This window comes from Sphingomonas arvum (assembly GCF_026013565.1).
Taxonomy (GTDB): Bacteria; Pseudomonadota; Alphaproteobacteria; order Sphingomonadales; family Sphingomonadaceae; genus Sphingomicrobium; species Sphingomicrobium arvum.
Map to the genome: position 1 here is coordinate 1,495,606 of NZ_JAPDOB010000001.1, position 18,080 is coordinate 1,513,685.

Annotated in this window: 17 protein-coding genes; 2 read left to right on the forward strand and 15 right to left on the reverse strand. The window is 63.1% G+C overall.

All coding sequences use genetic code 11. The annotated features are described in order from the left end of the window. Positions 1 to 183 precede the first annotated feature (183 nt). On the reverse strand, positions 184 to 1,038 hold the full coding sequence (locus tag OMW55_RS07310; RefSeq protein ID WP_264881924.1) for a calcium-binding protein: 855 nt from the start codon (positions 1,036 to 1,038) through the stop codon (positions 184 to 186). 45 nt (positions 1,039 to 1,083) lie between these two features. Beyond that, on the reverse strand, positions 1,084 to 1,551 hold the full coding sequence (locus OMW55_RS07315; protein WP_264881925.1) for a hypothetical protein: 468 nt from the start codon (positions 1,549 to 1,551) through the stop codon (positions 1,084 to 1,086). A 124-nt stretch (positions 1,552 to 1,675) separates the two neighbouring features. On the opposite strand from OMW55_RS07315, the gene OMW55_RS07320 reads away from it, so the two are divergent. Next, entirely contained in the window at positions 1,676 to 2,848 is a 1,173-nt protein-coding gene (locus OMW55_RS07320) for an alpha-hydroxy acid oxidase (protein WP_264881926.1), read from the forward strand. Positions 2,849 to 3,070: 222 nt separating this feature from the next. Here the strand turns inward: OMW55_RS07320 and OMW55_RS13950 are convergent, their stop codons facing one another. The 13 genes from OMW55_RS13950 to OMW55_RS07375 form a co-directional block, all read right to left on the reverse strand. Further along, a complete protein-coding gene (locus OMW55_RS13950; protein WP_407822108.1) occupies positions 3,071 to 3,388 on the reverse strand; it encodes an NUDIX domain-containing protein in 318 nt (105 codons plus the stop codon). A gap of 60 nt (positions 3,389 to 3,448) precedes the next feature. Beyond that, on the reverse strand, positions 3,449 to 4,180 hold the full coding sequence (locus tag OMW55_RS07325; protein WP_264881928.1) for a FadR/GntR family transcriptional regulator: 732 nt from the start codon (positions 4,178 to 4,180) through the stop codon (positions 3,449 to 3,451). Next, positions 4,180 to 4,947, reverse strand: a complete 768-nt coding sequence (locus OMW55_RS07330; RefSeq protein ID WP_264881930.1) for a helix-turn-helix transcriptional regulator — start codon at positions 4,945 to 4,947, stop codon at positions 4,180 to 4,182. Before OMW55_RS07330 ends, OMW55_RS07325 begins: the two co-directional genes overlap by 1 nt. A gap of 43 nt (positions 4,948 to 4,990) precedes the next feature. Continuing rightward, on the reverse strand, positions 4,991 to 5,875 hold the full coding sequence (locus OMW55_RS07335; RefSeq protein WP_264881931.1) for an ROK family protein: 885 nt from the start codon (positions 5,873 to 5,875) through the stop codon (positions 4,991 to 4,993). A gap of 1 nt (position 5,876) precedes the next feature. Further along, positions 5,877 to 7,196 carry an MFS transporter gene (locus tag OMW55_RS07340; protein WP_264881932.1) on the reverse strand — a complete coding sequence of 440 codons (1,320 nt, stop codon included), beginning with the start codon at positions 7,194 to 7,196 and terminating at the stop codon, positions 5,877 to 5,879. Between the two features lie 31 nt (positions 7,197 to 7,227). Beyond that, positions 7,228 to 8,628, reverse strand: a complete 1,401-nt coding sequence (locus OMW55_RS07345; RefSeq protein ID WP_264881934.1) for an FAD-binding oxidoreductase — start codon at positions 8,626 to 8,628, stop codon at positions 7,228 to 7,230. A gap of 2 nt (positions 8,629 to 8,630) precedes the next feature. Then, positions 8,631 to 10,829 carry a TonB-dependent receptor gene (locus OMW55_RS07350; RefSeq protein ID WP_264881936.1) on the reverse strand — a complete coding sequence of 733 codons (2,199 nt, stop codon included), beginning with the start codon at positions 10,827 to 10,829 and terminating at the stop codon, positions 8,631 to 8,633. Positions 10,830 to 10,960: 131 nt separating this feature from the next. Continuing rightward, complete coding sequence (locus tag OMW55_RS07355) at positions 10,961 to 11,734, reverse strand: SDR family NAD(P)-dependent oxidoreductase (RefSeq protein ID WP_264881937.1); 774 nt, start codon at positions 11,732 to 11,734, stop codon at positions 10,961 to 10,963. Between the two features lie 11 nt (positions 11,735 to 11,745). Beyond that, a complete protein-coding gene (locus tag OMW55_RS07360) occupies positions 11,746 to 13,260 on the reverse strand; it encodes a carboxylesterase/lipase family protein (RefSeq protein ID WP_319950658.1) in 1,515 nt (504 codons plus the stop codon). A 464-nt stretch (positions 13,261 to 13,724) separates the two neighbouring features. Then, complete coding sequence (locus OMW55_RS13955) at positions 13,725 to 13,925, reverse strand: helix-turn-helix domain-containing protein (protein WP_407822109.1); 201 nt, start codon at positions 13,923 to 13,925, stop codon at positions 13,725 to 13,727. A 17-nt stretch (positions 13,926 to 13,942) separates the two neighbouring features. Next, a complete protein-coding gene (locus OMW55_RS07365) occupies positions 13,943 to 14,629 on the reverse strand; it encodes a response regulator transcription factor (RefSeq protein WP_264881939.1) in 687 nt (228 codons plus the stop codon). Then, complete coding sequence (locus tag OMW55_RS07370) at positions 14,626 to 16,092, reverse strand: sensor histidine kinase (RefSeq protein ID WP_264881941.1); 1,467 nt, start codon at positions 16,090 to 16,092, stop codon at positions 14,626 to 14,628. The genes OMW55_RS07365 and OMW55_RS07370 overlap by 4 nt, the downstream gene beginning before the upstream one ends. A gap of 139 nt (positions 16,093 to 16,231) precedes the next feature. After that, positions 16,232 to 16,588: a response regulator gene (locus tag OMW55_RS07375; RefSeq protein ID WP_264881942.1), complete on the reverse strand. Its 357-nt coding sequence runs from the start codon at positions 16,586 to 16,588 to the stop codon at positions 16,232 to 16,234. 330 nt (positions 16,589 to 16,918) lie between these two features. Between OMW55_RS07375 and OMW55_RS07380 the strand changes: the two genes are divergently transcribed. Further along, positions 16,919 to 18,080, forward strand: a 1,162-nt coding sequence (locus OMW55_RS07380; RefSeq protein WP_264881944.1) for a VCBS domain-containing protein, incomplete at its 3' end; no start/stop codon positions are given.

Below are 18,080 nucleotides of genomic sequence, written 5' to 3' on the forward strand. Positions count from 1 at the left end.
CAGAACGACCAAGATGGGCACATTGCTGCCTCGACAGCGCGTTTGAACGGATGTCCGCTCCTGCCGATCGGCGCCCCAAAGTAGCCCTTCCGCTTACCACCATCAGCAGACGCTCACTGTAAGGCCAACCTGCGCATCGGCAAGTGGGCGCCAACAGACCGTCACCTGAAGAGGTGTTGTTGCCTAGAGAAGGCTTCCGATCTGTGCGACTGGCGCGAGGAGAATCCATCCTGGGCTCGCATCCAAGATCAGATCGTCAGCAGCGATTACGTGTCGACCATCAAGCCTGATCATGAACTCGGGCGAGGCATCCCAATCCGTGTTCGCCGCGATCCATGTCGTATTCCCTTCCATCCAGCTGACGACCTGACCCGGAGCCAAGAACTTCGTTCCTTGCACAAAGGTGAAATCCTGCTTGCCGAGCATGTCAGCACGAGCATCGATCGCGGACAGGTCGATCTTGTCGCCGTCGAGGTGGTCGAAATCGAGGATAGCGTCGCTGCCCGAGGGGCTGCTTCCGCTCTCAGCAATTCCGTTGAAGACGAAAACATCTGCTCCGCTTGCCCCGCTCATGATGTCCTTTCCTGGCCCGCCGACGATCGTGTCGTCCCCACCTAGGCCCGCCAGAACATCATCGCCGCGACTGCCAGCGACAAACAGCGAAAGGGACCCGGACGGCCCATAGCTTGGATCGATCGCGTTGCCGGTAGGAAAGTCGGCATTCACCACTGCCGTTGCTGCTTCCTGATCTTGGGTCGAAAGCCAGTCGGGTAGCCCCAAAGCGGAAGCATAGGTGGTCGGTGAGTGCGCCGCTACCGGAGCCGTGGCAGCATCGACGATGCCGGAGCCGGTGAATGCTGGAAGGAAGTAGGTTGTCCCTATCCTTTCCACGCCGTTGATAAGGACGGGATCATTGGCTGCCGTGTAGTCGGCAAACCTATTCTCCATGAGCAACGGGTCGATTCCGAAGTGGCGTGCAGCAGCTCCTTCCCAGTTCGGCGCTCCAAAGCCAACGAAATCCGCTCGTGCATCGGTCAAGGCCGAACCATAGGTCGCAAGCGAGTAGGCCAGGACATACTCGGTTTAGCCACCACCGAGTGAGTGGCCCATCACATGGATGCGCGCGTCGGCATAGGCGGGATTGGCGAGTATGGCATCGTAAATGCTGGTGGCGCGCGCAGCCTCGTCCAGCGGTATGCCTGCCAGGATGGATTCACCCTGGACTGCGTCAATGCCCTGAGCGCCCGCGAACGCAAGGATAACGTCGGTGACTCGGCCGGCAGCGTCCGTCCGAGTTACGATGCCTGCGAAAAAATCTCGCTCAGAGGTCCGCTCCAGCCCTGCGACGTGAAAGCCTCCGCCCAACACGAGCGATGCTCCGGCACCGTCAAGGACCTGCCAGTATGTTCCGAAATAGACTTGGTCTTGCAGGGTAATACTGACGACCCGAACCCTCCGTCTTGCCGCCGCTCTCACTACCATCGAGCGTCGTTTTATGTCCGGCGAGGTGCGGATGTTGCAGCCGGGCAAATCATAATCGACGATCTGCACAGCGCGACGATGTCAGTGCGTGCGCATGCATGGCATGACGCGCTCCACCGATGGCAGTACGACAACCTCTCGCGATGGCTGAAGCCACGTTCTCAGCCTCGTTCGCGCCAGCTGGGCGATGCTCATGCGCCTAAGCAGGACAAGGCGGCTGGAGCGTGCCAACAACATAGGCGACCTGCGTCGACTGGCGCGCCGCAGACTCCCGCGTCCGATCTTCGACTATATCGACGGCGGGGCGGACGACGAGGTGACGCTTCAGCGGAACCAGTCGGCCTTCTCGACATACGAACTCGTGCCGGATGTTCTCACGGACGTGTCGAGCATCAGGACTGCGACATCCCTATTCGGGCAGCCGACGACTTTACCTTTGATGCTCGCGCCCACGGGGCTCACCCGGATGTTCCACCAAGAGGCCGAGTTGGCAGTCGCACGCGCAGCGGGCAAGCATGGCTTGCTTTACAGCCTTTCGACGCTCGGTACGACGCGGCTGGAGGCGCTCGCTCAGGCCTGCGCCGGTCCCAAGGTCTTCCAGATCTACATCTTCAAGGATCGCGGGCTTACCGCCGAGTTCGTGGCGCGCTGCAAGGCGGCTGGCTTTGATGGTTTGGCGCTTACGGTCGACACGCCCGTGGCGGGCAATCGCGAGCGGGACCGACTGAACGGTCTTTCGCTGCCACCGAGGCTGACCTTGCGCTCGATGCTGAGCTTCGCAGCTCACCCATCCTGGTCCATTCCTGCGCTCTCCGGTTCCAAGTTCGACCTCGCTAACGTCAGCCACAGGGTGGATGCCCTGGCTGGCGGGCCAATGAGCCTGTTCGACTACATCGGCGCGCAGTTTGACCGGAGCCTGACCTGGGCGGACGTTGAATGGCTTGCGCGTGAGTGGGGTGGCCCACTCTCGATCAAGGGCGTCATGACCCGGGAAGACGCCAAGCGCGCGATAGGCTCTGGTGCAACCGGCGTAATGATCTCGAACCATGGCGGTCGCCAGCTCGACGGCGCCCCCGCGCCGGTTGATCAGATCGCGGCCGTTCGCGAGGCCCTTGGCGATGGTCCCGATGTTATCTGCGACGGAGGCATTCGACGCGGGTCGGACATCGTGAAGGCTTGTGCGCTCGGCGCGAGTGGGTGCTCGATCGGGAGGCCATATCTCTACGGCCTTGCTGCCGGCGGGGAAGCCGGTGTGGACCGCGCTTTGACCTTACTGCGCGAGGAGTTCGAACGAACGCTGACGTTGGCCGGGGTGAATAGTGTAAATCACCTTGCACGCAGGCACGTGCGTCGGGTGCCTCGATAAACAGGAGGCGTGCCCATCGGATTCCGCGCACGACTCGACAGGCGTAAGCCATGCTGGGATACGAGGTCGGCCGACCAGCCTACCAGTCCCCATCCGCTACCCTGGCCCCTTTCTTTTCGGCCAGCCGTCGCATCGTTGCGGGCGAGACAGTTTCCGGCAATGCATCAAGATCAAAGAAAGCTGCTTCCACGATCTCCCGGTTGTCTGTCTGGGGTCTTCCGATCACCTGCGCTTCGAACAGCGAGATCGTGTCGCGCTCCCTTCAGCAGACGTGCTATGTGTCGAGATCAATCTGAGATCTTGGATCATGCATCCAAGCTCCTCGCCGATCTCACGCGCGGCGGCGGCGGCGAGCCTCTCCCATGGACGCACCCCGCCTCCAGGCAGCATGAACAGGTGAGTGGCGCCGTAGCTATGGCGCACCAGCAGGACCTCACCCACATCGTTGAAGAGCATGACCTTCACATCGCGGGTTCGGGGCCGCACGGCCCTCCACATGAGCCGCCGTGCCTGGTAAGCTAGCTGCAGCAGAGAGCCCATTGCCGTAAGCTACTGCAAGCTGCGGATCGCCTCCATCCAATTCACTGCACGCAAGCTCAGCTAGGCTGTGCGGGATGAACTCGCATGAGGCGAAGCGCTGAGCAGGGCTCCGATCGACTCGTCGAAGTGCGCGGCCATGCACTGGCGGGCTTGCTCCGGCTCGTGCTCGGCGATGGCCTTCGCCAATTGCCGGTGCCGCTCGCGGATCTCGCGTCGCTGCTCAGGAGTGCGCCGTGTCTCCCAGGCGGTCGGCACTGCCACCCGCATCAGCGGCACGAAGGAGCTCACGATCTGGTAGAAAAGCGGATTGCCGCTGGCCTCGGCAATAGCGAGATGGAATTGGATGTCCTCAGCGGTTAGCTGCTCCTGGCTGAGGTCCTCGCTAGCCAGTCGCTCGGCAATCGCGACGATCTTGCGGGCCTGCGGCAGTGTGGAGTGGCGCGCGGCCAATTCGGCGGTTCGCAGCTCGATCGTGCGGCGCACGTCCCAAACGTCCGCCACGTCGATCTGGGCCGTCGAGATCGCATGATCGAGCGACGCTGACATGGCCGAGCCATCGAGCGCGGCGACCCTGGCGCGGCGGCCGTTGGCGACGTCGATGAGCTTAAGGGCTGCAAGCGCACCGAAGGCTTCGCGCATGACCGCACGGCTGACGCCAAGCCGCTCGGCAAAGAAACCCTCTCCAGGGAGAGCGTCACCGACCCGCAGCTGTTCGTCGTGGATGTAACGGCGAACCGCATCCATGGCCGTCTTGGAGAGAGACCGCGCTCCGCCAGCGGGTGCAGCGTCCATTATGCTGCCCTTAGGCTGCGGAAGTCGCTTGGGCTAACGCCGTAACGTCGCCCGAACGCCCGAGTGAAGCTGGCGTTGTTCAGGTAACCGCTGCGATAGCCGATCACGCCCACAGGAAGGTCGGTCCCCAATAGTTGCCGGCGAGCCTCCGCGAGGCGGCGTTCGACGAGGGCCTCACTGATAGACGAACGATAAACCTCGCGAAACCCTTTGGTCAGTTTGGAGCGGTTCAGTCCGCAGCGGCGGGCAAGATGGTCGATGGTCAGTTTCTCCGACCATTGCTCGTCGATAATCTGCCGCGCCAGGGTGACACGCTCCAGATCATTCCTGCTGAGCAGGGCGTCGTCAGGCATCGGAGTGAGTGTGCCTGCTTTCAGGGCGCCGACCAGCTCACAGAGCAGCTCGATACTCTTCGCCAGGCGGTAGGTGGCGGTCGCTCCTTCGCAGTCGCGCTTCTCGAACAGGCTGCGCGCGATCGCCGCCTGGCCGTTGCCAAGGTAGAAGCGCTGAGGCTCGCAGACGTTCGGTGACCAATCGAACAGGCTTGCCAGCGCGTCGCCGCGAACAGCGAGGACGATGCTGCCTTGTCCCAATTGCTCTCCAGCGATCCCCTCCTGGCCAAGGTGGATGCACAGCCGTGCCGGTTGCTCGACTTGGATCACCAGCGCGATCCTTCCTGGTGGAAGATTGGCGGCGATGCTCTGCGACGGGCCGAGCAGAGTGACCAACTCGGCAGAGATGTCGATCGTTCGGGCAGACTCCGGCATCCAAGGTCCTCCTGTGCTTGGATGCTGGCAGCTATCCGATAGCTTAGCAATACCTATCTGACAGCTTCAACTCGGCAAGATGGAGTGCTCCGCTCACGCCCGCATTCTCCAGGGCGGCAGGAACGATCAATTCGGAGTCGTCGATGAACGGCAGGTAGCCAGCCAACTTGTCGGAGCAGCGCTTCGCGGCGGCCGTGAGCAGCTCGGGGCGGCTGCGGATCACTCCGCCGCCCACGACGATCCGCTCCGTCGCGAGCAGCAGAAGCAGGTCGGCGCAGGCCTCCGCTAGTGCGTCCACGAACAGCTGCCAGACCGGATGGTCGCTGGACAAGGTGGCTGGATCGCAGCCGAGGCGAGCGGCCAACGCTGGACCGCTGATCAGCCCCTCGAGGCAGTCCCCATGATAAGGGCAGTTCCCGGCGAACTCGTCAGACGGGACGCGCCGTACGCGGAGGTGCCCGCCTTCCGGGTGCATTCGACCGATGATCGGCCGGCCGCCAGCGACGATGCCGATCCCGACCCCGGTTCCGATTGTGATGTACAGGTGGTCGGAACACCCATGGGCCGCGCCCCACCGGCCCTCGGCCAGCGCGGCTGCGGTAACATCGGTCTGGAGAACCGCCGGGCCCGCGACGGCAGCTGCCAGCGGACCCAGCACGTCCGCGCCGCTCCACCCTGGTTTGGGCGTCGGGAGCATATGGCCATGGTCCGGAGCGGCAAGGTCCACGCGGATCGGGCCGAAGCTGGCGACCCCAAGCGCCTCGATCGGCTGCTCCCTATTCCAGCGTGCGAGTTGGGCCGCGATCTGGCCCAACGTCGCGCCGGGATCGGTGACCTTGAACGCCGCACGGCCGATAAGCTCAGTTCCCTCGCCAAGCGCCACCAAGGCGTTGGTGCCGCCCAGCTCAACGCCCGCCAGCCTTGTCATTTCACGCGTGAGCGTTGGCTGTGCGCGCAACTGGCTCCGGTGCCCGGCGCATGGCCAGCACGAAGCCAATCACCGCGACGGCGCTGACGACGATGCCAACGCCGGCAAGCGCCTGAGCTAGGTATCGCTCCCCACCCAATAGGCTGCTGACGAGGGTAACCAGGGTCGGAGCCAGCCCGAAGCCGATCAGCCCGGCGATGGCGATGAAGGCACCAATCGACAGGCCGCGCAGTTCGTTGGGCAGGAACACGGTCAGCGCCACGGACGTGATCAGCCCGGTGATGCTCCCCGCCAGCATCAGCATACCGATCATCACCGCAAATCCGGTCACGTCCGGCATGATCGGGAACAGCGCGGTGGGCACGCCAACGATCGCCGCAAACACCGCTCCGATCAGCAAGCCGCCCTTCCGACCGCTCTTCTGACCCCAGTCGGCAAGCAGGCCGCCAAGGATGGAGCCGAGAATGCCCTGAGCCAGGATGATTCCGCCCAGCCATCCGCCAAAGTCAGCCGGCGCCGATCCGTAGAAGCGCTCTAATACCGGCGATGCCCAGATGCCCGCGGCGCCGTCTGCCATGACGACGCTGGTCTGGCCGACGAACAAAGGCAGGAGGAAGCGCCGCCGCGACCAGAGTTCGGCCGCCACTACCCGGAAAGGCGCATGCGGTCCGGCCTCCACTTCATGCCGCGCGGGCTCACGAAGCAGCAGGAGCGGCAGGATCAGCAAAGTGCTGACAATGCCGAGGGTGTATTGCGCGCTGCGCCACGGGGTGATGTCGCCGTACCAGGCGGGCGCGCCGGGCCGTCCGAACCAGCCGAGCAGCCACCCCGCAACCGCGAAACCGGCCGCGATGCCGACGCTCTTGCCGAGATTTGCCAGCAGCATTGCGCGGCCGCGTTGCTCGGGCAGGCACATATCCGCCATCAGCGACAGAATGGCGGTCAATGCGCCAGTGGTGCCGATCCCGGTCAGCATGCGCCCGACGAACAGGATTGCGGGGTTGGCAGCCATCGCGGTCACGAAGCAACCAAACGTCCAGATCGCAGCCAACCAGAGCATCAGGCGGACGCGGTTGCGCCGGTCGATCAGCACCCCGATCGGAACCGAAAAGACTAGCAGCGGCAGCGCTGCCCCGCCGCCCTGGATCAGCGCCAGCGCACTATCCGAAAGTCCCAGCTCTCGCTTGGCGCTTTCAGCCATGATGCCGAAGCTCTGCATGGCGGTGAACCCGGTGGCGATGGACACCGTCAGGATCAGCATGGCGGCGAGCGAACGGCGAAGCGGCCAGGCGCGATCGTTCGGAACGGCGAGCGTAGCCATCAGCGGCGGCTCCATACGCGGCCGGACATGTTCACGAGAAGATCTTGCCAGGGTTGAGCACGCCCTGCGGATCCAGTGCCTGCTTCACCGCGCGCATGAGGTCCACTGCTTCGCCAAGCTCCTCGACCAGATATTCCTGCTTGCCGAGACCAATGCCATGTTCGCCCGTGCACGTCCCGTCCATCGCCAGCGCGCGGCGGACCATGCGATTGTTGATCGCCCGCACCTCTTCCAGTTCTGCTGCCTTCGTCGGATCGATCGAGAAGACGACATGGAAGTTGCCGTCCCCGACGTGACCCAGGATGGTTGCCGGAACGGACGAGTTCTGCAAGTCCGCCTTGGTCTCGGCGATGCACTCGGCCAGCCGGCTCATCGGCACGCACACGTCCGTGGCCCAGCCGATGGCGCCTGGCCGCAGGTTGACCGCCGCATAATAGGCCTCGTGCCGCGCCTTCCACAGGGCGTTGCGCTCTTCCGTGCGGTGCGACCAGCGGAACTCGCCGCCGCCGTTCGCCGCGGCGAGCTCGCCAACCGTCTCGACCTGCTCCGCGACATAGCGTTCGGAGCCGTGGAACTCGAAGAATAACGTGGTCTGCTCTGGCAGGTCGAGCTTGGACCAAACGTTCACCGCCCTGATCTGTATGTCGTCCAGTATCTCAACCCGCGCCAACGGAATGCCGAGCTGGATCGATTGCACCACGGTGTCGACCGCGCCACCGATCGTTTCGAAGCTGCACGTCGCTGCCGAGATCGCCTCTGGGATGGCGTGCAGCCTGAGCGTCACTTCGGTGATGATGCCCAGCGTACCTTCCGAGCCGACGAACAGGCGGGTCAGGTCATAGCCGGCGGCGGACTTGCGGGCGCGTCGGCTGGTTCGGATCACGCGCCCGTCTGCCGTCACCACGGTCAGCGAGAGCACCGCCTCGCGCATGGTGCCGTAGCGCACCGCGTTGGTGCCGGATGCGCGGGTCGAGGCCATGCCGCCGATCGTCGCATTGGCACCGGGATCGATCGGGAAGAACAATCCTTGGTCCCGGAGATGCGCATTAAGCTCCTCGCGTCGAACCCCGGCCTCCACCACGCAGTCGAAGTCCTCGGCGTTCACCTGCAGGATGCGGTCCATGCGGGACAGGTTCAGCGACACGCCGCCGCGCACGGCCAACGTGTTTCCCTCGACCGACGTGCCCGCACCGAAGGGGATGACCGCCACGCCAGCCTGGCGGCACAGATTGACCACGGCGACCACGTCGTCAGTGCTCCGTGCAAAGGCGACGGCGTCCGGCGGCATCGGCGAAAAGTGCGTCTCGCTGCGGCCATGCTCGTCGCACATCGCCTGCCCGACGTGGAAGCGGTCGCCCAAGCGCTCACCGAGCGCCGCAACCAGCGTCTCGGGGAGCGGCTTCCGGAGCGGCGGTTCGACTGGCGCGCCCATGACTAGAACCGCAGGCGCGTGCGCAGGCCGTAGCGGCGGCCCTCGCCGACGATGCCGACGTCGGTTGGGGTGAGCCCAGCCAGGATCAGCGTGGTCTTCTCGATGTAGGACTCGAAGAACTTCTTGTTGAACAGGTTGTCGGCGAACGCGGTGAACTCGACCGGACCGGTCCGATAGGTCAGGCCGGTGTTGACCAAAGTGTACGCCTTCAACACCGGTGCCGCCGTCTCGCTGAGACTGCCGGCGATACGGCTGCCCTTGCCGAGGAGACCGATGTTCCAGGTCACCTCGCCGCTGCCGACCGGGACGGTGTAGTCACTGTTGAGGTTGAAGTTGTAGTCGGGCTGGAACGGGAGGCGGTCGGACGCGAGGGTGCGGCCGGTCAGCTCCGTGTAGATATCCGTGTTCGTCAGCCGCGCGTGCTGCAACGACAGGCCGCCGCTCAGCGTCCAGTTGCGGGTCGGGCGAAAGGTCCCTTCCACCTCGACACCGTAGCTGCGAACGTCGCCTGAGTTGAGGTCAACGGTGGTGAACCCGCCGGTCACTGCCGGAGCAATGCTGTTAAGGCCGACGAAGTCCCGATAATCGTTATAGAACACCGCGCCCGCAAGCGAGAAGCGCCGGTCGGGCGACGAGTACTTCGTGCCCGCCTCATAGGTCCAGACGTTGTCGCCCTTGTAGGTGCGGAACGGCGCGGTCGGCGAGTTGAAGCCCCCACCGCGGAAACCGCGCGAGATGGAGGCGTAGCTCATCAGGTTGCGGTTCCAATGCCGGGTCAGCGCGACCCGTGGCGAGAGGTGCTTCTCGTTCAGCTCCTCGTCAGTGACCTGCTGCACGCCCGTGAACAGGGTGATGAGGCCGTCGGCATCGCGCTTCTGCACGTCGTAGCGCAGGCCGGCCGACAGCTCCCAATCGGTGCTCGGTCGCCAGAAAATGTTGCCGAACGCAGCGTAGGTGTCACCCTTGGTTGCTGCATCGGTGACGTTCTGGAGGTTCAGCACGCCGGGGAACAGGGTGGTGATCGTGTTCGCATCGCGTGTCTCGCGGCTGTAGAACAGGCCGACGATCGAGCTCAGCGTGTCCGACAGGCGGGTGTCGAAGCGCAGCTCCGCGGTGCGGGTCTGAAACAGGTCGGTACCGCTGTTTCGGGCGATGTCCTGCTCCGAGAAGTCGAGGTCCGAGTCCGGAGCCTCGCCGCGGCGGCGGTCATAGGCCCCGATTAGGGTGACGTCGGTATTCAGGCTTTCGAGCGGGAACTCCAGGCGGGCGTTGATGCCGCTGTAGCGAAAGCGCTGGATATTGCGGGTATTGAACCGGATCTCGCGATTATAGTCGGTGGGGCCATCGACATAAGCGTAGGGCGTGGAAGCGCCTTTCACCCAATCGCGATAGCCGTTCACCGTCAGGATCACGTCCGGCGCCGGCAACGCTCGGATCGTGCCCCGCAGGCTGTCGGTCTGCAGCGGATTGCCGTCCGTGCCGAGCAGGGTGTTGCGGGTGAAACCTTCCTGCTGGCGGTGCGCATAACCGATCCGCGCCTGCAAGCGGTCGGTGACGATCGGGCCACTGACGGACCCGGACAGCAGCCAGTTCTTGTCCGGGCGGGCGTAGCTACCGATGGCGCGGACCTGCAGCTCGTTGGACGGCTGGCGCGTGATGATGTTGATCGCGCCGCCGAGGGTGTTCTTGCCGTACAAGGTGCCCTGCGGTCCGCGAAGCACCTCCACCCGCTCGACATCGACCAGAGGGTTGTTCAGGTAGGACGTATTCTGCTGATAGACACCGTCGATGAAGATGCCGACACCCGGCTGCACGGTGTCCACCAGCGTCACGCCCACGCCGCGAATGGCGACAAACGCGCGGCCAGCAGCGTCGCTGTTGATGTTGAGTCCCGGGGTCAATGCGGCGATGTCGCGCGCCGACACCAGTCCGCGCTTCTCGATCACTTCACCGGTGATGGCAGTGGCGGCGACCGGCACGTCCAGCAGAGCTTCGACGCGCTTGCGGGCGGTGACCACGATGTCGGACGGCGCCGCGCCGGTCTCGTCGGACTGCTGCGCGGCCGTTCCCGCCGGAGTGGCTCCGGTTCCGTCCTGCTGCTCGGTCGGCTGCGGCGAAGGAGTTGTCTCCTGGGCCAAGGCAGGCGTGGCAGTGAGCGCGACAGCGCTAGCGGACAAGAAAAGGTGCAGACTGCTGCGCATGAATTTCCGAGCTCCTCCTTCGCAGCTACGCCGGGGCGCAGCCGCTCTCCGTGGAGTAGGCTAGGCTGCATCTAACCTATCTGAAAGGTGTAGAAGCTATGCCGATCGGAACGGAGGATTGACCGATCGGCTTACCAGCAGGTGTAGCCGCCATCGGCCAGAACGATGCTTCCGGTCATCAGGCTGGAGGCAGGGCTGGCCAGGAACAGGATCACGGCTGCGACCTCCTCCGGCTCGCCCAGGCGCCCCATCGGCGTTCCGTCGATCCAGCGGCGGTACATCTCGCCTTCCTTGTCCGCAAAGGCGTTCAGTGGGGTCGCGATGTAGGTAGGCGCGACTGCGTTGACCCGAACTCCGCGCCCTGCCCACTCTGCAGCCAGGGAGCGGGTTAATTGGTGAACCGCCGCCTTGGAAGCGTTGTAGTAGCTTTGCGGCTGAGGCCGGTTGACAATGAAGCCGCTCATAGACCCGACGTTGATGATCGTGCCCCTGCCCGCAGCCAGCATGTGCCGGCCAAAAGCCCGCGCGCACCAGAACGTGCCGTTCAGATTGACGTCGAGCACGTTCAGCCAATGCTCGTCCGCGACGTCCTCGGCCGGCGTTTCGCTGCGGGCGATGCCGGCGTTATTGACGAGAATGTCGACCCGCCCGTGACGCTCGACCACCTCGTCGGCCGCGAACTTCACGGCGGCCGCGTCCGTCGCGTCAAGCTCAATGGCACGAACGTCGTAGCCTTTGTCTGCCAGCACCGCCGTGCCACGCTCCAATACGACCCGGTCACGGTCGGCGATGATCAGGGCCGCGCCGGCTTCGGCCAGCGCCTCGGCGGCTGCCAAGCCGATGCCCTGACCGCCGCCCGTCACGAAGGCAGTCTGCCCATCCAGCCGGAAGCGTTGGAGATACATGGCTGGACACCTCAACGTGGAGTGAAGGCGGCCGCCGGCATCACCGGCTCGGTCACAGCTTTCGCGGCATCGAGCTGATAGACCTGTCGTCCCTCGACATCGAATTCCGCCCACGGCAGGCTGCCGTCGCGGGCGAAGCTGACCCACAGTGATTGCACGCGGTCCGCCAGCTCCTGCGGCGGGTTCTCTCCGGCCAGGCCGCGCGGGCCGGTGACGGTGCTCAGGGTATTGAACACGAACGGCAGCTCGATCCCGTGGCAGGCGCCGAGTTCTCCATTGGAGGCCGGCGAGCGCCAGTCCATCTCGTAGACGTGCGTCCGTCCGGAGTGCGCCACGGCGAACTGGCGTGCCGGCCAGCGGAACACCAGGTCGTTCATCGCCTCCGTCATCGCCTCACCCGGCCGCTTGCCCGAGCCAAGGCCGTAAGCTTTCAGCGCCGCTCGAGCGTGGGGGTTCGAGCGGCCAAGCAGCCAACTTGCGAGTAGCCCGGGAATGCGCCGCCTGATGCCGGTCGGGACGAAGTAAAGGTTCATCTCCTCAGCGTTGGTGCCGATCAGCAGGTCGACGTCCTTGCCGGCGCCTTTCTCCAGCGCGCGCAAGGGGAGCTCCGGAAGCACGTCGTCGCCGTAGACCGGGATGAACCGGCTGATGCCGTATACGGGCTCATAGCCATCCGCGTCGCGCAGGTCGGCGCCGCCGATCGGCTTGCCGGCCTTCTCCATCGCGGCCCACACCCGGTCGAACGGTACGGACGCGAAGCCCTCGGCGTCGGGGCTGATTTTGAGCAGCTTGGCCAGCTTGCTCACCAGCCGGCGGGCAACCGGGATCTCACGCACCATCGATCCATGGCCGCTCTGCACGATGGCCCGGCGGAACAGGCCTTTCGCCAGCGGTGAAGTGACGAGGTTCGCGGTCGCCATGGCGCCCGCGCTTTCGCCGAACAGCGTAACGTTGTCCGGATCGCCCCCAAATGCCGCGATGTTGTCGCGGACCCAACGCAGGGCCGCGATCATGTCGCGAAGGCCAAGGTTTGTCGGAATGCCCGGCACAGGCAGGAAGCCATCGATGTTCAGGCGGTAGTTGATGGCGACGCTGACCACGCCGGCCCGGGCCAGGGCCGTCCCGTCGTGCGCGGCCGAGTCCTTGCTTCCAAGCACGAAGCCGCCGCCGTGGATGAACAACATCACGGGCAGGTTTCGGGCGTTCTCCGGTGCCCAGATATTCAGCCTGAGATAGTCACCGCCTTGTTCGCCACTATTGCCGACCAGCGGCACTACATCGAGCTGCGGGAACGGCCGGATCTTGTAGGGAGCACTCGGACCGGGCATTATCGCATCCCGCACACCTTCCCATGGCAGAACGGGCACTGGTTCTCGGAATCGATTCGCCCCGACCGGCGGTGCGGCGTAATGGATACCCAAGAACCGTCGGACACCCCTCTCAAGCGAGCCGCGCACCAGCCCGCCTGCCGTTCGAATTGCGTCAATCTCGGGAGCGTTCAGGTCCTTGTTCATTTGCGGGCTCATAGCCGATCAAACCGGATCGAAGCCGCGAGCCACTTTGCCGTGCGACATAAAATGTTTGCCGCTTAGGTCTCTATCTGTAGATCATCGCTTTGGGGGCGAACGTCCGCTTCCTGCCGGTTGGGACCCAGAAACCGCCGCTCCCCTTCCCACCACAAAAAATACGTTGCGGCGCTACCCATCTATGCGGCCGCAAGAAGACGGTCCGGTATGCGTGGCAGCGAGGGGAATGCGGCCATTGGAAAGCTAATGCTTGGCGTGAATTTGACCAGCAAAACACGGTTGCGATTGCTGTAGCTTACTTGGCTGGCTGCTCAAATCGGCGAGTCTGATAAAGATATCGATACATCATTGATGCTTATTCAAGGGCGGCGGCTATCTCCATCTTAGCTCTGAGAACGATTTCAGAAGGAGTGAGTACATCTCGGTCCGTGTAGTTGCGTCCGAGGAGGTATTCAAAACTGACACTAAGCACTTTTGCAGCTCGAATGGCGGGAATCGGCATTGAGAACCGATCTACCCTGCTCCCAGTAGCAGACGGCCGCCGGCGTTACGCCGAGCAGCTGCGCCAGCTGCCGTTGAGTCATGCCGGATCTTATGCGCGCAAGCTTTAGGCGCTCTGGCACCACCTCTTCGTATCTCGTACGTGGCTGTAGCGGAGCATTCATCCCGTTCCACCAGTTCCCTAATCGGCTTTGGTCAGGCGGTAGCCTACGCCGGGCTCAGTTCGAAGTATTCGTGGAGTTGAGGGATCTTGCTCGAGCTTCTGTCTGAGCTGCCCCACAAGGACGCGCACTGACTGGGTCTCCGCGCTAGCTTCTCTTCCCCAGACGCGCTCGATGATCTGCCGGTGCGTAGCAATCCCATCCACTGATTGAGCAAGCAAGGTAAGCAGAGAATGTTCGCGGACTGAGAGACTGATCTCTTGGCCGTGAAGGACTACGCGCCTGCGATCAAGATCGACTTCAAGCTCGCCGAACCTGATCCTTCGAGCCCCCCGAGTTGGAGAGCGGCGCCGTACGGCCGCCCTGATGCGAGCAAGCAGTTCACCTGCCGAGAATGGCTTGGCTACGAAGTCGTCAGCGCCAGCATCGAGCGCCTTGATGCGGTCCTGCTCATCAGCTCGTGCAGAGAGCACGATGATCGGGATGTCCGAGTCCTCCCTGATCTTCGCCACGAGCTCGTGCCCGTCGAGATCCGGAAGTCCAAGGTCGCATAGAACCACATCGTACTTGTCGACTTTCAGGCAAGCCAGAGCTTCTCGGCCATTCCAGGCAATTCTCACGGCTGCGCCAGTTGCTGTTAGTGTACGCTCCAAGACCCGGACGATCCCCAGCTCGTCCTCGACCACGAGTATGTTGAGTTTGTTCATTCCTGACTCCGGGGCAAGGTGATGGCGATCTCCAGCCCCGACAGCCCGTCCGTTCGGTTTCGGGCCTCAATGTTGCCATTCATGGCCTCCACAAAGCCCTGCGAGATGGACAAGCCCAGTCCTGTGCCTTTCGAGTGCCCGTTCTTGCGGGTGAAATGAAAGGTGCTGAAGATGCCTGCCTGGTCTTCTTTCGAAAGCCCCGGTCCATTGTCGGTGATCAGGATCTCACACAGTCCGCCTACTGTGGTGGAAGTCACCCGAATGGCATCGCCGCAGCCCGCATATTTCAGCCCATTATCAAGAACGTTATAAAGCGCCTGCTCGAGCAGCATCGGATCAGCGCTCACCTCGCAGTTGGCATCAATCTTGATTTTAGGTTCGGTGCCATGATGACGTGCTAGTCGCTCGACCGCTGCCGAAGCAGCGTCCCGAACCTTCACAGGCTTCATGCTGGGTTTGACAACGCCTGCTTGAAGTCGCGTCATGTTCAGCAGATTGGCGACGAACTGGTTCAGTTTTTCTCCTTCGTCACGGATATTCAGCAAGAGATCCTGGCGAACCTCGGAGCCAAACTTTTCGCCATATTCAAGAAGGCTCGTCGCTGATCCGATGATGGCCGCCAAAGGCGAACGGAAATCGTGCGAGATGGAAGACAACAGCGCCTGGCGCAGCTTGCCTCCCTCCTCGGCCGCCTTCATGCGAAGCTGTTCTTCGCGGATGCGGGTGCGTGAGAGATACGCGGAGCCCAGATCCACAAGCAACTCGACGAACTCTTCCATGCCGCGGCCAGCGTCGCCGTCCTCCCACAAGAGTACTCCGGCAAAAGGCTCCTCGACCGGGATGGTTCGTCCTCGCCAGGTCCCGTTGTGAAGACTTCGGGTGTACCTAGGGGCCTGAAGAATATCCCTGCCGAGAGCTTGAGCTTCTGACGCGTGCTCTGTGTCCCCGGCCTGGGCTCGCAGAAGGCCGCTTGCATCAAGCGCCAAGCTTCCCTTGCCCGAGGCCCTCGCTAGAGCGTCAGTCAAAGCTGGCCAGAATGATCTCTCGCCCTCTTCCGACAAGGCGCGACTGGTTTGGAATAGAAGATCCATGCTCTCGGCGTGGCGGCGCGCCTTGGCGGCCTCATCGTGAACCTTGCCTGCGAGCGCCCCGGTGATGAGGGCGACGATCAGGAAAATGACGAGGTTGATCAGGTCCTCAGCGGCCGTCGGCTGATCATTGGTGCGGAACTCGAGAAAGAGCCGGTAAGCGGCCACACTGATGAAAGCAGCAAAGACAGCGGCCCGGCTTCCGCGGATCGAGGCAGCCAGTGTTACGGACGCCAGAAAAAGAATGCCTAGGCGGGCCACGCCAAGCAGCGAATGGATGGCTTCGGCCGCAAGAAGCGCGAGCGTAGGTGCCAGCAAGGCAGTGACGAAGTCACTCGCAAGCGCAGCAGTGTTCCCGGTACGCGTTACAGGCATTCCCTCACCCAATCGCAGGTGTGGTAGCACTAACGCGATTAAACCCGAACATACTAGACGAAGTTAATTGCGGACTTCTGCCACGCTGCCCCATTCCTGAACGCTTGATGTCTGCATATAATCGGCTGCTGCAAGCACCTTAGTTGGGCAATAGCCGGCTCAGACATTGGACTAGGTCTGGGGTCCTGAACGGCTTGTGGAGGAAGCAGCTGGCTCCCACGAGTTTTGCCGCGTCGACCTCTGCTGCTGAATGCTGGGCCGAGATGACGACCACGGGCGTGGTGAACTTGGTTCGGAGATGCCGGATCACCGATTTTCCGTCCATGTCGGGCAGGCCGAGGTCTACGATGAGGGCGTCCCACTCGGACGCGTCCACCTGATTAATAGCGTCCTGCCCGTTAGTGGTTACCTTAACTGTGAGTCCGCTCACCTGGAGGGCTGGGACGATCGCACGCACGATCTGAGTATCATCATCGACGAGGAGGATGGAAGTCATCGAGTTTACTGCGCCTGAGTGCGTGAGCTGTTAACCAGGCGTACGCCAGCACGCGATAGAGCGGCAGCATAACGATTGCATAAGGAAGCGAGCTTGGGCGGCGCAAACGCGCATGTCCCAAATTGGGTCCTTTATATATTCCTTATGCTAACTTCTTGTTAACGTCTGTAATAACCCCGCCCAACGACATCAGGGGGACGGGCACCGGCGAGCCTGCGCAGACGCGCGGGCTAGCCGATCACCTGACCCGAGCGGACTCAGGAGATGCTCCAAATGCCTACGAACACGAGCGGCGGTACCACGACTTCGTTCACTCTCACCCCGCAGGCGATGGACGACAAATTCGCCGCGACCGAGAACATCATCTCCTACTTTGACGTGATGGCTAATGATCTTGGCGGAAACGCGAAGATCCTGTGGTCTATCGATGACACGACGCAAACTGATGACAGTGGCAACGGCAGCATCGACCTATTAACCCAAGACGGTCTGGCCAATTCCGTTCCGGAGTACAGCGACCTCAAAGCTCGCATCTCAATCGTGAACGGTGTCGTGAAGTACGACTCCAGTTCGGTTGATTTCCTCGCTGCCGGCGAAACAGCTGTGGACAAGTTCACCTACGCCATCCGGCTGGCGAACGGTACTCTTAGCTGGGCCACAGTCTGGGTGACTCTCAAGGGTACCAACGATGTTCCGGACATTAAGGTTGTGGGCAGTGACTCGGCTTCGGTGTCGCTCCTGGAGACCAATGCGGGCCTGAAGGCATCGGGCACGCTGACAGTCAGCGATGCGGACACTAGCGACACTGTGAACGTGGTGGTGAGCTCGGTGGCGACCAGTGGCACCGGTGGCGCTGGCGGGATCAGCGCGGCCGACCTGAAAGCGATGCTGAGCCTGACCGGCAACACGGGCAATGCCGCGGACGGAACCACTGGCAGCCTGTGCTGGAACTTCAATTCCGGCAGCCAGGCGTTTGATTACCTCGCCGCTGGCGAGACCTTGGTTCTCACCTACACCCTGACTGGCACCGACAAAAGCGGTGCGACCGACACCCAGACCATCACGGTTACGATCACCGGCACCAACGATGGCGCGACCATCAACGGCAACTCGGCGGGCAACGTGGCCGAGGACGGCCAGCTGACCACCGGCGGCACCCTGACCATCACCGACATCGACACCGGCGAGGCCGAGCTGCGGCCGATCTCCGGCGATGACGGCAAGAAGGCCTACGGCGCCTTCACGGTCAACGCCAACGGCACCTGGAGCTACACGCTCGACAACGCCAACACCGATGTCCAGCATCTGCCGGCGGGCCAGACCCTGACCGACAGCATCCTGGTGACCTCCGAGGACGGCACGGCGACCAAGACCATCACGGTTACGATCACCGGCACCAACGATGGCGCGACCATCAACGGCAACTCGGCGGGCAACGTGGCCGAGGACGGCCAGCTGACCACCGGCGGCACCCTGACCATCACCGACATCG